Genomic DNA, 14982 nt, shown 5'->3' on the forward strand with positions numbered 1-14982 from the left:
CCTGCAGCCAGGTTCTCGCCTGTTCCCGTGCGGCCTGCAGCAGCCGCGGCGTGACCCGTCACAGCTGTTCGACGACCTGCCGCAGTTCCGGGTTGACTGTCCATCCGTGCGCGCGGAGCAGCCCGCGCAGCTCGGCCAGCGCGGAGCGCGCCGGTATGCCGGTGGTCAAGGTCGTGTAGCGGGCGGCAACCGCCGGCGTGCGGCTCTGACCGGCGGCGCAGTGCAGCAGCACGACATGGCCCTCCTTGCGCAACTCGAGGACCATCCGGGCGGCCTGATCGACCACGAAGTGCGGCTGCGCATTGGCGCCGGGCTGGTCGACCAGCCACGCCGACCCCCGGTTGCCGACCGCCACATCGTCAAAGTCGTCACAGCCGACACGGCACAGGGAGACCACCGCGCTGGCGCGCGCCGCGGCCGGGTCGGTGTGGAGGTTGCCGAGGATCACCCCGGGGTCGCGCGGATGCGCCAGCATCAACGGCGCAACCGCAGGTCGCGGCGCGCGGGCGCAGCCCGGCCAACCGCCCTGGCCGGCCTGGCCGCCTTGGGCCGTCAGCACGGCCAGGCTGATCAGGTCCGCCGCACGCTTGTTCGGCCAGCCGTGAACGACCCGCTGCCAGGCCAGTGGCACCGCGGAGGAGCCCCACCGGGCGCCCAGCAGGGCCCCGGCGATCGCCGCGACAGTGTCGGTGTCGTCGCCGACGCGTACCGCCGCCGCCAGTGCACGTTCGAGATGCTGACAGGCGAAACTGCCGCGGGCGGGATTGTGGTCCGGAACGTCGGTGTGGGTGATCGCCGACCAGGCGGCCTGCAGCGCGGCGACGACGAACCCGTTGGGACGGAACTGCTCCGGCGGCTTGGACTCCGCCTCGGCCAACCAGCTCGACCATCGGTCACGGCGTTCTGCGGGCAGCAGGTCCAGACCCTCGCGTACCCCGTCGAAGGTCCCGTCGAGAACCGCCCGGCGGATCCCGGCGCACCACAGCACACACGCGTCCGCGGTCAGCGGGTCGTGATGGGTCAACTCACTGACTGCCCGGGCGGCCTCGGCGAGCGCCTCGGGCTGGCCGAGAAACGCCAGCGCAACCGGCGCGGTGCGCATCAGGGACCCGTTACCCGCACTGCGGCCGGTTCTCCGGTGCACCTCCGCAGCTGCGTCTCTCATCGCCGCGGCGACGCCCGATCCGCTCAGCCGGGAGACCGCGTCGAGGACCTGCCGGGTCTGGGCCCCGATATCGGTGGCGCCCTCCCGTTTCCACCGAAGGAAGTTGCCGGCGATGCGGTCGAGGGCGTCGCCGCTGCGCAGGTCCGCCCCGGTGGCCGACACCTCCGCGATGCACATCGCCATCTGGGTGTCATCGCTGTACTCACCCGGCGCGTACGGACCGAGCCCACCACCGCGCATCTCGGGCTGCTCGCCAACCGCAAGCGGCGGTTGAAACTCGTACGGCACGCCCAACGCGTCACCGCACGCCGCCCCGAGGAGCACACCGGCAGCCCGGTCGCTCTGGATCGCGTTCAACGGCACAGTCGCCGCCATCAACTCCCCCACCGTCGCCAACTCCCCACGCCCTCATCGGCCCGGGCCAGCCCGACGACCATACGGCGACAGCGCGGCTGAAGCATCCTCACCCGGGCCGGGTTTGCCGCCCGCCGGATCGGCACTGCGCGGTTATCACGCTCACGCCGCCGATCGTTCGCCACGCGAAGCGGTGGCTAGCAGCGGCCGCCGGAATGTCGCACCGCGATGATTCACTACCGTCCCGCAAGGCAAGCCCTGCTCGCGTACCCCTGCCGTGCCACCAAGGAGACAACATGCACATCTCCGCACATCTGGATGTCGACGTGCTGGCACTCGAGACCGACGACCAACTGTCCGTGCTCGTCGAACTGACCGCACCCACGGCGTCGACCCGCGACGCGGCTCGCCCGGCATCCACACTGCAGGTGGTGCTCGACCGCAGCGGCTCGATGCATGGTGGCCGCCTCGACGGCGCGAAAGCCGCACTGCTCGGCCTGATCGACAAACTGGATCCCGGCGACAACTTCGGGCTGGTCGCCTTCGACGACCGAGTCGAGGTAGCGGCCGCAGCCGGCCCCCTCACGGACAAGCAGGCGGTTAAGCGCGCGATCGCCAAGCTCGACGCGCGTGGCAGCACCGACCTGTCCGCCGGCTACCTGCGCGGCCTGCAGGAAGCCGCCCGCATCGCCGGGCCGGCCGGAGCCAACGTGCTGCTCATCTCCGACGGGCACGCCAACGCCGGCGTCACCGACCCCGACACGTTGGGCGGCATCGCCGCCAAGGCCCACGCCGACAACATCACCACCTCAACGCTGGGCTACGGCCTCGGCTACGACGAACGGCTCATGTCGGCGATCGCCCGCGGCGGGGCCGGCAACGAACACTTCGCCGAAGAAGCCGACACCGCGGGCGCGCTCATTGCCGGCGAGGTCGACGGCCTGCTGTCCCAGACCGTCCAAGCAGCGTCGCTGCTGATCCAGCCCTCACCGCACGTACGCGCGGTCCACATCATCAACGACATGCCCGCGACCACCACCGGTGACGGGCTACTCGCCGAACTCGGCAACTTCTACGCCGACGAGACCCGCAAACTGCTGATCACCTTCGACATCCCCGCCATCGCCACCCTCGGCCTGGCCCAGGTCGCCACTTGCCAGTTCACCTGGGTCGCGCTGCCCACCCTGGCCCAGCACACCATCACCGTGCCCCTGCACGTCAACGTCGTCCCCGGTGACCAGGCCGCCGGACGGGTACCTGACCCGACCGTACGCACCGAACTGGTCTACCTGCAGGTACAGAACGCCAAGCGTCGCGCCTCCGGCCACCTCAGCGCCGGTGCCCCCGACGCAGCGCTCGCCGAGATCCGTCACGCGCAGGACGCCCTCTCCGACGCCCTACCAGTAGCGCCGGCCCACCTGCATGACGACCTGGCCGAAGAGGCAACCGCCCTGGCCTACCTCTCCGACCAGACCGAGAGCGGAATGATCGCCCGAGCAGCGAAATACTCCTCCATGGACGCCGCCTACAAGTCGGCCAAACGCGGCCGAACCCGCCCGCCGTCAAGCGGGCCGAACTGACCGCAGACCAGCCGCGCGCATCGGCGTTGAAGTCAGCACCGAAGGCAACCAATGTCGATGCCAGCGAGAATCGGTGTTCACGATCGTTCGAGGGCGCGTGGATCTGGGTGCGCAGGCCGCGCACTGCGGCTATCAACCGACGGCCGTGATGTCCACGATGTCGTCGCTGCGCCAGCCCGCGCGCCCGCGTCGGCCACGGCGTGGCGGGCTGCGCCGGTGAGGTGCCGGCAACGCGCAGCAGGTCCCGTTACTAGCCAAACGGGGGCAGACCCCTTCCATACCAGGCCCCGCCAGCCTGCTACCGGGCCTCCTGGCACCTACCCAGACCGGACCTGCGCCAGCCGGCGACGAGGTCACAACCTGCGATGAACGACACACTCAACTCTAGGTCCGCTGGGCCGTACGAAAGGCCGACCTTAAGGGACGTCTCGTAACTGGGTGAAGGCGTTCCCCGGGGCCAGATCGGCGGTCAGCCAGCGAGGATGATGTTGTGGAGGTTGGCGATGCCGCAAGCGGCGTCGGCCAATGTGTGGGCGGCGCGGCGGTAGTCGCGCAGGATCTTGAAGCACTTCATCCTGGCCAGGGCGTGTTCGACCCCTGCTCGAACGGTTCGGTGGTGGACGTTGAGGGCTTCCTTCCAGTCCGGAAGGTCGCTGCCGTCGGTGGGCTTGCGGTACGGCATGATCACCTTGGGGTTACCGCGGTAGCCGCCGTCGGCCATCACCGGCCGCCCGTTCAACTTCTCCTCGATCCCTGACGTGCGGTAGACGATCGTGTCGTTGCGGTTGCCGGGCTGCGGGTCGCCGACGGCGATGACCAAGCGGGTGCTGGCGTCGATGGCGACCTGCAGGTTCGTCGAGTACCGGTAGTTCTTGCTCCGGGCGGCCAGGCGGTGATCGCGGGTGGGAATCAGGGTGCCGTCGACGATGGCGATCTGGTCGACCGGCCGCCGGCGCACCGGCGCCAGGGCCAGCAGCGGTCCGAGGGTGTCGATGACCCGGTGCGCAGCCGAGTGCGACACCCCGAACAGCGGGCCGATCTGGCGCATCGTCAAGTTCGTGCGCCAGTACGCGGCCACCAGCAGCACCCGATCAGGCAGGTCCAGAGCCCACTGCCGGCCCGGCCGGCCGTCAGCGATGGCGTTCCCGCCGCGTTCGGCGACCAGGCGGACCAGCTTGCGGAACTGGGCGGGCTGCAGCCCGGTGAACGGAAAGATCCACTCAGGGTGGGCTGCGGTGATCACCTGCACCCAGGCATCCTGACCGATCGTCCTCAAAAGACAGACACCGGGGTTACGAGACGTCCCTTAACAATGCTCCTTGTATCAGCTCATATATGACGGATGCGTGATCCAAGCATCCCGCGGCAGGGGCAGGACACCCCCCCCCCGGAGGGTGGTTCCGGCCCCTGCCGCCCGAAGGCTGACGCCGCCCTGTTGATCTTGGGCGGCCGGCCTCGCTCACCGAAGGGAGGTGTTGGAGTCCTGCCAGACCGGCAACTCGAGGCGGGTGGCTGACAGGTCGAGCGTCGCGGCGACCGCCGTGTTCGGTGGCCGGTAGGTCGGCTGGTCGACCTGTGCCAGGTCCAGTCGGATTCGGTGACCGGTGGGGAACGTCCAGTGGTTGCCGTACAACGGCACCTTGACTATGCCGCTGCGTGCGTCGTAGCCGGTGAAGTCGAACCGAAATACGCCTCGGCTGACCAGCACCGCGGCGCCGCCGGGCGGCACGTCCCACACCCGTGCGGCCAGCACTGCTGTGGCGCGCGGCGTGGCGGCGTACCGGGCCTGAACGTGGCCAATCCCGACGAGGGTTTGTTCCGTCGGCAGCGGTGGTGAGACTGCGGTGTAGCCATCGGCTGGCGAGGCGATCAGTCGGGTGGACGTGCGGCAGCCCGCACCGGTGGGGGTGGTGTTGCCGCCGGCGACGGCGTCGGTTGCGGCTGCGTCCGGGTCGGTGGCGCCGGAGGTGGGCGCCAGGGAAACGGAGCCTTTGTAGTCGACGGTGAGCTTGCCGTTGGCGAGGCCGACCGGGTTGGGCGCGGTGATCGCGTCCGCGGCGGTCGTAGCACCCGCGCAGCGGGTGGGGTAGCTGGTCACCGAGGTACGCGCGGGTCGACTGCCGGCGATGTTCGCCTGCAGGAACCTCCACGCCTGTTCGTTGATCGCCTGCCACGCGCCCGGCGGGTTCTGCGCCCGAGGGTGCCCCACGTCGCCCACAGCGACGGCGACCGGCCAGTCGCGGTCGAGGCTCTTGAGGTAGGTGAACATGCGGAATGACTCCACCGGTGGAAAGAGGTCATCGGTCCAGCCGGAGACGGAGAAGATCGCCGGCATGCGGCCTGTGTCGCGGCCGATGCGCCAGCCGGGCTGGTAGTACGCGGAGTGCCAGCCGCTGAATGCCGTTCTGAGCTGGCCCATCATCGGGTCGTCGACGCGGCCCGGCGCGGTGTAGGGCTCCCCTGCGTCGACCCTGGCGAGCCACGCGGTGAACGGTTCGGGTCCGTTGCTCTGTGGGCTCGGGGAACCCTCGTCGAAGACGCCGTTGGTGGTGCCGAGGCTGTAGAGCCCACCGACGTAGCTGGTCTTGGCGACGCCGATCGGGTTGCCGATGCCGAGGGTGTCGGGTGCCCCCTGCGAGGACGAATACAGGTCGTTGCCCTGGTACGGCTCGCCGGCCGGCGCTAGGGAAGGTCCGCCGGGGTGGCCGTTGGGCATCAGCGCGTAGGCCAGATCGGTCCACGGATACTTGGGCACGGCAACCTGCAGACGCATGCGTGGCAGGCCGGGCAGGTCGCTCCAGTACTCGCTGCCGGCCTGTGCGGCGGCCTGCAGCCAGCTCTCTCCGCCGCCGTAGGAGCCGCCGCTGACCGCGACCTGGTTCCGGTTGATGTCCGGGTAGGCAAGAGCGGTCAGGGCGGCCAGCCACTGGGTGTCGCGGATCTCGACGTCCTTGTTCTTCACCCGGATGGTGCCCGCGGGCGGACAGGCCGACCCGCCGGGCGGCAGGCACGTCGGCGCGGCCCCGGCCGGCGTTGACGGCTGGTAGCTGGCCCTCGGGCCGTTGTCGCGGAAGCCGCGGGCGGTGTAGGTGAGCACGTAGTAGCCGTGCGCGGCAAACCAGTGGTTGTTCCAGTGGTACTTGTCCGCCCCGTCGGCGACATCCGAGGTGGACTCCCACTCGTGCTTGTCGTTGCCGAAGCCGTGCAGCAGCACGATCAACGGATGGGTGTCGCCGGTGCCGGACATGGGCCACGTGACATCCACGTCGAGCGGCGTGCCATCGAAGCTGGGAACCTGCGCCGAGCAGGTCGTCGCTCCACCCGGGTACGCGGCACAGTTTGCTCTCAGCGCCTCCGCGTTCGGTGATCCGCTTCCCGCGGCACTCGATGCAGCCGCCGTCGGGGGCATCGCCCCGGACAGCACCGCCAGCAAGACGAGGGCGCCGGCGTGTGCGGACCCGACCCACCTCGTACGCGTTGGTGTCACAGCATCCAGCCCCCTTCGTGAAGCGGCAGCGCGGAACGGCGCGCAACCTCGCCTGAGCCCTCTGTCGCTGACCGCCCGAGGGATGGCGGCCGGCTGTCCGGCGGCCACCATCCCGTACCCGGGGGTCTGACGGAGGTGTGGTCAGTTCATTTGGTGTCGGTTGCGGTGAGGGTGAACGGGACCGCGGCGCCCAGCCACAGCTGGGTGAGTACGTACCGGGTTCCGCTCGGGATCGTGCCGGACTCGTCGGCGGCCGAGGACGCCGCCGAGCCGAGCAGGGTGCATGACTCGTCGTAGAAGTACAGGTCGAAGTCGTACGCGGTGGCGGTGTCGCTGTGCACGCGCGCCTCGTGGGCCCCATCGCCGAAGCTGTCCGGCAGCTTGGCGACCCAGCCGTCCGCGCCCTGCGCCGGCGCCGGCGGCACCGCACACGCCGTCTTGAACGCCGTGGCGGTCACGCCGGTGGCGTCGTCGGCCGTGCCGGTGGACGGGTTGCCCGTGACGATCATCCCGGTGTCGGTCACCGGCGCGTCCGGCGGGGACGGCGGCAGCGGCTCGACCCCGGTGACGGTCTTCGAGAAGACCTGCAGTTCGGCGCTCTGCACGTCCGTCTTGGTCTCGCCGAGCGCGCTGTCGGCCCAGAACCGCACGTACTGGGCCTGCACCGGCTTCGACAGGGTGAACTGCTTGTAGTGCAGGTCGGGCGCGGTGGGGCGCGGCGCCTGGTAGCCGAACGCGTCGGCCCGGGTCAGGGCGGTCTGCCAGTTCGTTCCGTCGGTGGAGGTCTGCAGGGTGAATCCGCGCAGCCCCTCGAATCGGGAGGTGGTGAAGGCGCTGACCTGGATCGACGAGATCTGCGCCGGCGCGGCCAGTTTGATCACGGCGTTGCCGGCGCCCCGGGCAGCCTTCCAGCTGCTGGCCTCGGTGTCGTCGATCAGCCGTGCGGCGCCGGTCGTGGTGGCCGAGACGATGGTGGCGCCGTTGGCGGCGGAGGCCAGGTTGGGTGCCAGCGCGAACCGCAACGCCGAGGTCTGACCGGCGGTGACCTTCACGCTCGGGAAGGTGTGGGCGCCGAAACCCTCGGCCGCGATGGTCACCGGGTAGGTGCCGGCGGACACCGGCGCGGAGAAACCGCCGTCGGTGGACGACGTCCGCAGCGGAGTGACCCGCGCTTCGAACGCGCCGAGGATGATCCGGGCGCCGGGGACCGGCTTGCCGGTGGCGGCGTTGACGACGGTGCCGCTCAGGGTGCCGTTACGGGCCGGGTTCACGTGCTCGTACGACGGGGTGGGGTCGGTGTCGTCGCCGCCGTCGGTGGCGGCGTGCAGGCCCAGACCCCGCTTGGCGAAGGCACCGTAGACCGCGTCTACGAGCGCGGCGTAGTCGGACCTGCTGTGGTAGCGGTTGTCCAGGGCGGCGCGGATCGCGTCGCGCATGTCGATGAACGACGGGTCCGCCGGGGACAGCGGCATCGCGTCGGTGACCAGCCGCGCGGCCATCTCACCACCGGCCGCCTCGCCGTAGCGGGCGACGAGGGCCTTGCGCAGGTCCCACAGGGTGGCCGTCCAGATCTCGCCGTCGGAGTGGACCTCGGCGCCGCCGAGGTCGTATCCGATGTCGCCGTAGCCGGTGGGGTTCTGGTCGTAGCTCCAGTTGCGGATGCCGCGTGTGGTGTTGCCGGTGGCGTGCTGGCCGACCACTGCCGTGGTGGCGAGTTTCTTGCCGTAGAGGTAGTTCAGCGCGTACCAGTCGCCCCAGCCCTCGCCCATGGAGCCGGACTGGTGGGTGTTGAGGGCGTTGTCCTCACCGCTGACGTACCGGTTGGACAGCCCGTGCGCGTACTCGTGCTGGATGACGGACGCGTCGAAGTTGCCGTCCGAGTACGGCCCCTCAAACGTGTCGTTGATCGGCTCCCACAGGAACATGCCACTCCACGCCGGGATGCCGTCGGGCAGGGTGAGCATGTAGGCGTTGTCCCGGCCGGTGTAGGTGGGTGCGCCGCCACTGGCCGCGCCGGCATGCACCAGCCCGAGGACCGGATCACCGCCCTGACCGCCGCTGGCGCCGTTGTTGGCCTGGAAGTTGCCACCGGACTCGGTGAAGCCCAGCGCCCGGAACTCATCGTGGATGCGGTTGTGGTGCCAGAACAAGTTCGTCGCCGCCGAGTCGAGGTCCTGGACGTAGCTCGGCGGCAGCGTCTGCCCGTTGCTGCGCGCCCAGTTGGCGGCGTAGGCGTAGTTGAACTGGGCGGTGGGGCTCACCGGGCGCGGCCCCTGGTCGGCGGGGACCAGGAAGTTCGAGTAGTTCGCGTACGTGTTGGCGTTGTTGCCGAAGGTCGTCGGCCCGGCGATACCCACCAGGCCGGTGGGGTCGACGTATCCCGACGGCGACTGGGCGGTCGGCCCGAACGACTTGATGACCGGGGCCCCGCCGGCCGGCGCGCCCGGGTAGTTCTCGTAGACGGTGCCTTCGGCGTCGCGCGCCACCAGGGACGCCTGGTACAGCGTCTCCCCGGTCGCCGCGTCCACGACCGTGTCCCACGCCTCGTCGAGGCCCTTGATGAACAGGACACGGAAGGCGGGTCGGGCGCCGTCGCGGGTGGGGAACGCCGCCTTCTGCACGTAGGACTCACCGGCGAAGGGGCCCTTGGCGAAGACCTGGAACCCTGCGCGGTCACCGGTCGGCTGCGCCGTGTAGGCCACCCCAGAGGCGAGCTTGCCGGCCACCCCCTCTACTGCCTGGCCGGCGGACAGCTTGTGCGCTGCGTTGAGAGCCCCGCCGCGGGCGGAGTTGCCGGCGTAGGAGAGGACCTTCCCGTCGCTGGTCACGGCCACGCCGAGGCGCCCGCCGCGCACCGCCGGCAAGCCGGCGTACGTCTGCGCGAAGTTCACCACGTGCGTGCCGGTGCCGACGAGTTCGTGGTCCCGCACGACGGTCAGCGACGCGACGTCCACCGCCGTGAGGCCGAACGCGTCGCGGTTGGCGTCAATGAAGGACCGAGCCACCGCGATCGCATTCCCGGAGCGCGGGCCGGTGAGCCAGCCTCCGTCCTTGCGGATCGTCCGAGGCGTACCGAACCGCCGGTCCCAGCTGACCCGGGTACCGGCGCCCGCGACGGCGCTCAACTTGTCTACCGCGGCGAGTTGGGCATCGGTGGGTCGCACCGGGTCCGACGTACGGCGGACATCGAGCCGCTCGACACCGGATGACCCAACATCGACTACGGCCGAAGCGACCGATGGACTAAGTGTCAGGACCAGGGCGAAGGCCGCCCCGACGGCCAGCGGTGGACGGATACGCATGGAAGCTCCCTCTGGGGATTGAGTCATGCCTGCGTCGTGCCGGAGGTAGTAGCCCCTCGCAATGGACATCGACGCCGACGGCTGAAGCGCAACAACCATCGGCCAAACGCCAGCCCGCCGCCGATCACCAGCACGTCAACGACCCAGGCATACGCGGCACCTCTTGCGTCGAGTCGACCGCGGCAACCGGCGCGAACCGGCCCACAGGTACCGGTAAACGAGTCACCGACGGCATCGGACTGTCGCCTTCCTGTACCGAGACATGGTCACCGTGAGGGAGTGCCGCTCGGACGTCGCCGAGATCCACGCACGGCTGCCGCGTGCGACGGCAGCCCTCTCCCGTTGGGACCAGATGGAGCAGCGGCTGGTGTAGAGCAGCAAGCAGCCGTTCGGTAAGAACAGCCGGTGCATCGGCCGCGCGGACGGCGGGTCAGACCGATGGGCCGAGCCCTCAGGGCTTACAGGCTCACCCCTGCGTGCCGCCTCGGGCCAGTGGCGGAGCTACCAGCGGATGCCACGAAGCGGTTTCCATGAGCCGGCATGGCGCAACGGCCTCGTAGCAAGGCCTCCGGGCTGTCATCGTCTGTCAGTCGATCGCCCCGGGGCCGCCCGTCAGACAGGCGAGCGCCAGTGTCATGGGAAGCCGAGCCGCTGTCGGCCCTAATCCAGGCGCTACCCCTCGGCATTTCGTCGCAAGAGCCCCTAATCCCCTAACGCCAACCGCCACCCATGCCCTAACCCGGCCGGATAAGGCTGGGGTGCAACCCCGATGTCCGATACCGCCGCTTCGCCCTACGGTCGATCCCGGGTCCGGGCGATGTTGTCTGACACGTCCTAACAACACCTATCGAGGAGACCGGCAACATGAGTGCAAGCGCCAGCACAAATTCGACCGCCGACGGGAACCCGACCTCTGCTGCCGACTGGACCGGCAACACGGAGGCAACCGCCGATACGAGCGCGACCATCAACGTGGACTCCACCGCCAGCGCGGGGTCGACCGCCGAGATGGGCGCAGCCGCTGACATGGTGTCGCCGCAGAGCCTGCAGGACTTCGTACTCGGCCTGCTCACGAACGTCGACGCCCGAGCGGCGTACGAGGCGGACCCGCAAGGGGCGCTGGACAACGCCGGCCTCAACGACGTGACCCCGGCCGACGTGCAGGACATCGTTCCGCTCGTCTCCGACTACGTTCCTGTACAGGGCATCACCTCCTTGCTTTCCGAAGACAGCCTCGGCGTCAGCGCGGCCACCACCGTCGACGGACTTGGGCTCAGCAGCGCGACCAGCACCCTCGGCGGACTCGACCTCACCGGTGTGACCGGCCACCTGGGCGGCACCCTCGACAGCACCGCCGGCGGACTCGGCGTCAGCGGCGTGACCGGCGACCTCGGCGGCACGGCGTACGGCGCCACCGGCCTGGTCAGCGACGTGACCGGCGACCTCGGCGGCACGGCGTACGGCGCCACCGGCCTGGTCAGCGACGTGACCGGCGACCTCGGCGGCACGGCGTACGGCGCCACCGGCCTGGTCAGCGACGTGACCGGCGACCTCGGCGGCACGGCGTACGGCGCCACCGGCCTGGTCAGCGACGTGACCGGCGACCTCGGCGGCACGGCGTACGGCGTAACCGCCGACGTCGGGGGCACGGCGTACGGCGCCACCGGCCTGGTCAGCGACGTGACCGGCGACCTCGGCGGCACCGTGCACGGCCTCGACAGCGTCACGGGTGACGTCGGTGTACACAGCGACGCGTACGCCAGCGCGGACGGCGAGCTCCTAGGGGGCCTGCTCTGAACTAAAGACGCTCTGCTCAATGCGGAGGCGGGGAGGGCGCTCATTGCGCGGTTCCCGGCCTCCGTATTGGTTTACTTGGGGTCGAGAGTCTCCGGCCGGGCCGGCTGGCCACAGGCTAGGGGTACGGACATAAGTGGCCCTCTGGTGTAGGCCCCGCAGCCTGGGCTACGGTTCAACCCATCGACATCCGCGCGGCCGGCTGATGGACCGGGCAACCAGCCTGCGCTGCCAGCCCAGTCGGTGGCGACCTGGTTCGTCCCTCGTCCACTCAGGCAAAAGCAATACTGCAGAAACGCGGTGCCAGAATTCGATGACCGACCCACCGAGCAGAGGTTGCGCGACTGCGACCCACCTTCGGCCCGGAAGGAAGGGAAGCAGCGGGATACTGGCGCTGCAGGCGGTTGATCGGCGTCGTTTTAAGGATCAGAAGGTTAGGGGTTCGAGTCCCTTCGGGCGCATTTCACGATCAAGGCCGTGACGAGCGGAAATGCGGCACGACCTTGGTCGGTTTCAGACCCCGGGACGGATCTTCCTAAACTTGGGGACGTGGCGCTCCGGTGGTGCTCCGCTGTTTTCGGAACCGCTGATGGCACCGCGTGTCGTTGTGGTCTGAACTGTGTTGGTTAGCGTCGGCGAGTCCGCAGGCGGCTGGGGCCTGGGGGCGGGGCGTGGACCTGCGGTGGCATCGTGCTGCACGGTTAGCGGCCATTCGCGTCGAGTGCCAGCAGGCCCTGCGCCTGCACGACCGCGACGGACAGGGTCTTGTAGCCGACGTCGTCGAAGAGCACGGTCATGCGGTCCTTTTCGTACCCGAGGACCATGCCTGACCCCCAGGTGGCGTGCCGCACGGTGCTGTGCAGTGGGTACGGCCCGTCGTCCGGAAGCACCTCCGATGTGCCGCCGTGGCAGTTGTCGCAGTGCCCGCACGGACGGCTCAACTGCTCTCCGAAATAGCCCAGCAGCGACTGCATCCGGCAGCCCCGGCTCTCGGCGAAGCGGCGCATCATGTCGGTGCGCGAACGCTGCCCGGCCTGATAGCGGGCGTACTCGGCCAGCGCCTCCCGAGCCGCCTGATCGGGCAGGGGCGCATACGGCGCGACCGTGAGTTCGCCCCGGGGCCCCGTCGCCACCGCGCCGACCTGCTCGAGGAGACTGATGTGACTGGCGACCTTGCGCTGGCCCAGGCCGGTGGCCTTTGCCAGCGCGGTGCGCGTCAACGGGCCGTTGTGCAGGGCGGCGGCGACCGTTCGCAGCTCGTCCGGTTCAGGCGCGCCGCCGTGGAAGAAGCGTTGCAGGGCAACGTCCTCGGCTCGATAGAGCAGCAACGCCCGGGCCGGTTCACCGTCGCGCCCTGCCCGGCCGATCTCCTGCAGATAGCTGTCCGGCGAGTCGGGCAGCGCCACATGTGCCACCCAGCGGAGGTTCGGCTTGTCGATGCCCATACCGAACGCCGACGTCGCGACCATGATCGGCACCCGGTCGGCGAGGAAGTCCTCGTGACGGCGGTGCCGCAGTCCGGCCGCCATGCCGCCGTGATAGGCCTGCGCGGGAAAACCCGCGTCGGACAGCCGTTCGGCGAGTTCCTCGGCGGCCCGCCGGGTCGGCACGTAGACGATGCCGGGCCGGTCGGCCTCCTTGAGCAGGGTGAGCAACCTGCGCCAGCGGTAGTCCTCACTGGGGCAGTGCATCGCTGCCACCAGAAGGTTCGGACGGTCCAATCCGGACAGCACCAGCCGCGGCTTGCGCATGCCGAGCCGCACCGTGATGTCGTCGCGCACCGGCGGCGATGCCGTGGCCGTCAGCGCCACGACCGGTGGGCGGCCCAGGTCGCGAATGAGGTGGCCGAGAGCCAGGTAGTCAGGGCGGAAGTCGTGGCCCCACGACGAGATGCAGTGCGCCTCGTCAACCGCCACCAACGCCGGACGCAGCGCGCGGACCTCGGCCAGCCGCTGCGGCGAACTGAGCTGCTCCGGCGTGATGAACAGGAACCTCGCGGCACCCGACCGCAGCTCCGCCAGCGCCGCCGCCTGCTTGCTCGGGCTCTCCGCGGAGCTGATCCGAACCGCCCGCAACGCCGGATCACCCCGCTCGTTGAGGTTGCCGATCTGGTCCTGCTGGAGTGCCAGCAGCGGTGAGATCACCACCGTGGGGCCGCGCAGCAGTGTGGCGGGAACCTGGTACACCGCAGACTTCCCGCCCCCGGTGGGCAGCACCACCAGCGCGTCACGGCCCGCCAGCAGGGCGCGCATCGCGCGCAGCTGCGTAGCCCGCAGCTTCTGCCAGCCGAAGTGTCGACGGGCGGCGCGGCGTAGCCGCAGAGAGCGAAGGATAGTCATCATCGCCGGGCATGCTAACCAACCACATGCACGGACCTGGACTAGGTGTGCTGTCCAGGGAGGTTGGTCGAGATTGTGTGACGACACGATCTGATGTCGTGGTGAGTTGACGGACGAGGCGTGGGCGGTGATCGCGCCGCTGCTTCCCGAGCCGGGCGGTGCTCGGGGCGGTGGCGGGATCATCGGCAGGTCATCAACGGGATCTTGTGGAAGCTGCGCACGGGTGCGCCGTGGCGTGACCTGCCGGAACGCTTCGGGCCGTGGAAGACCTGCCACGAACGCCTACGCCGGTGGACCGCCGACGGCACCTGGGATCGGATCCTCGCAGCGGCGCAGGTCCACGACGACGGCACACCGGTGCAGTGGACGATCAGCATCGACTCGTCGATCGTGCGGGCGCGCACCAGCATGCCGCTGGCGCCCGCAAAAAGGGGGCACCCCGACCAGTGCGGCGACGCCTGGTGCGCAAGATGGCGAGGCCATCGGCCGGTCCCGCGGCGGGCTGAGCACGAAGATCGACCTCGCGGTCGATGGTCGTGGCCGGCCGTTGTCGATCCTGCTCACCCCGGGCCAGGCCGGCGACAACCCACAACTACTGGCGCTGCTGGACGCGATCAGGGTCAACGAGTCCTGGCCGTCACCGACGCCATGGACATGATCCTCCCTGGAAACGACCAACTCGCCCTGCGATCGAATCCAGGATCACGAGTGGTGACCAGCATGGGAACCAGGAACATGTGCCGCAGGAAGCGCCGACTGGCCACTGGCGCTTTGTGAGCGGTCTCCGCTACAACATGGTGATGCGCCCGTCGCCTTTGCTGTCAAGCGATCCTCGAACCGCGCCATTGTTCAGGAGTCGGGCTGTAAGGACATCCGCGACAGCCAGGCGGTCCTCGATGCGCTAGGCCCGAAAAGGCATGTTACGGCCCTTGCACGAGGGCGCAATGGTGGTGTCTCGGTT

Annotated in this window: 7 protein-coding genes and 1 pseudogene; 3 read left to right on the top strand and 5 right to left on the bottom strand. The window is 69.7% G+C overall.

The window, feature by feature from the left end:
- Positions 1-58: 58 nt before the first annotated feature.
- Positions 59-1552, bottom strand: coding sequence for an ADP-ribosylglycohydrolase family protein (locus ACTWM8_RS19775; RefSeq protein ID WP_446210349.1), 1494 nt, complete (start codon positions 1550-1552; stop codon positions 59-61).
- A gap of 263 nt (positions 1553-1815) precedes the next feature.
- Here ACTWM8_RS19775 and ACTWM8_RS19780 point away from each other — a divergent pair, with 263 nt between their 5' ends.
- On the top strand, positions 1816-3099 hold the full coding sequence (locus tag ACTWM8_RS19780; RefSeq protein WP_446210350.1) for a vWA domain-containing protein: 1284 nt from the start codon (positions 1816-1818) through the stop codon (positions 3097-3099).
- Positions 3100-3568: 469 nt separating this feature from the next.
- Here ACTWM8_RS19780 and ACTWM8_RS19785 read toward each other — a convergent pair whose 3' ends face one another.
- From ACTWM8_RS19785 to ACTWM8_RS19795, 3 genes are all read right to left on the bottom strand, one after another.
- Positions 3569-4348, bottom strand: a complete 780-nt coding sequence (locus ACTWM8_RS19785) for a transposase family protein (RefSeq protein ID WP_446210351.1) — start codon at positions 4346-4348, stop codon at positions 3569-3571.
- A 210-nt stretch (positions 4349-4558) separates the two neighbouring features.
- On the bottom strand, positions 4559-6346 hold the full coding sequence (locus ACTWM8_RS19790; protein WP_446210352.1) for a CocE/NonD family hydrolase C-terminal non-catalytic domain-containing protein: 1788 nt from the start codon (positions 6344-6346) through the stop codon (positions 4559-4561).
- A gap of 386 nt (positions 6347-6732) precedes the next feature.
- Positions 6733-9750, bottom strand: coding sequence for a M36 family metallopeptidase (locus ACTWM8_RS19795; RefSeq protein WP_446210353.1), 3018 nt, complete (start codon positions 9748-9750; stop codon positions 6733-6735).
- Between the two features lie 1002 nt (positions 9751-10752).
- Between ACTWM8_RS19795 and ACTWM8_RS19800 the strand changes: the two genes are divergently transcribed.
- Entirely contained in the window at positions 10753-11685 is a 933-nt protein-coding gene (locus ACTWM8_RS19800) for an IniB N-terminal domain-containing protein (protein WP_446210354.1), read from the top strand.
- Between the two features lie 698 nt (positions 11686-12383).
- Here the strand turns inward: ACTWM8_RS19800 and ACTWM8_RS19805 are convergent.
- A complete protein-coding gene (locus ACTWM8_RS19805) occupies positions 12384-14024 on the bottom strand; it encodes a RecQ family ATP-dependent DNA helicase (RefSeq protein ID WP_377609127.1) in 1641 nt (546 codons plus the stop codon).
- 103 nt (positions 14025-14127) lie between these two features.
- On the opposite strand from ACTWM8_RS19805, the pseudogene ACTWM8_RS19810 reads away from it, so the two are divergent.
- A pseudogene (locus ACTWM8_RS19810) lies at positions 14128-14658 on the top strand (IS5 family transposase); the annotation flags it as partial.
- Positions 14659-14982 lie beyond the last annotated feature (324 nt).

The organism is Micromonospora sp. IBSANI012, assembly GCF_052814045.1.

What these genes read in the sequence shown, in the direction of transcription:
- ACTWM8_RS19805 (WP_377609127.1), bottom strand. Translation starts at nt 14,024, where the DNA reads ATGATGACTATCCTTCGCTCTCTGCGGCTACGCCGCGCCGCCCGTCGA.
- ACTWM8_RS19800 (WP_446210354.1), top strand. Translation starts at nt 10,753, where the DNA reads ATGAGTGCAAGCGCCAGCACAAATTCGACCGCCGACGGGAACCCGACC.
- ACTWM8_RS19790 (WP_446210352.1), bottom strand. Translation starts at nt 6,346, where the DNA reads ATGTCCGGCACCGGCGACACCCATCCGTTGATCGTGCTGCTGCACGGC.
- ACTWM8_RS19780 (WP_446210350.1), top strand. Translation starts at nt 1,816, where the DNA reads ATGCACATCTCCGCACATCTGGATGTCGACGTGCTGGCACTCGAGACC.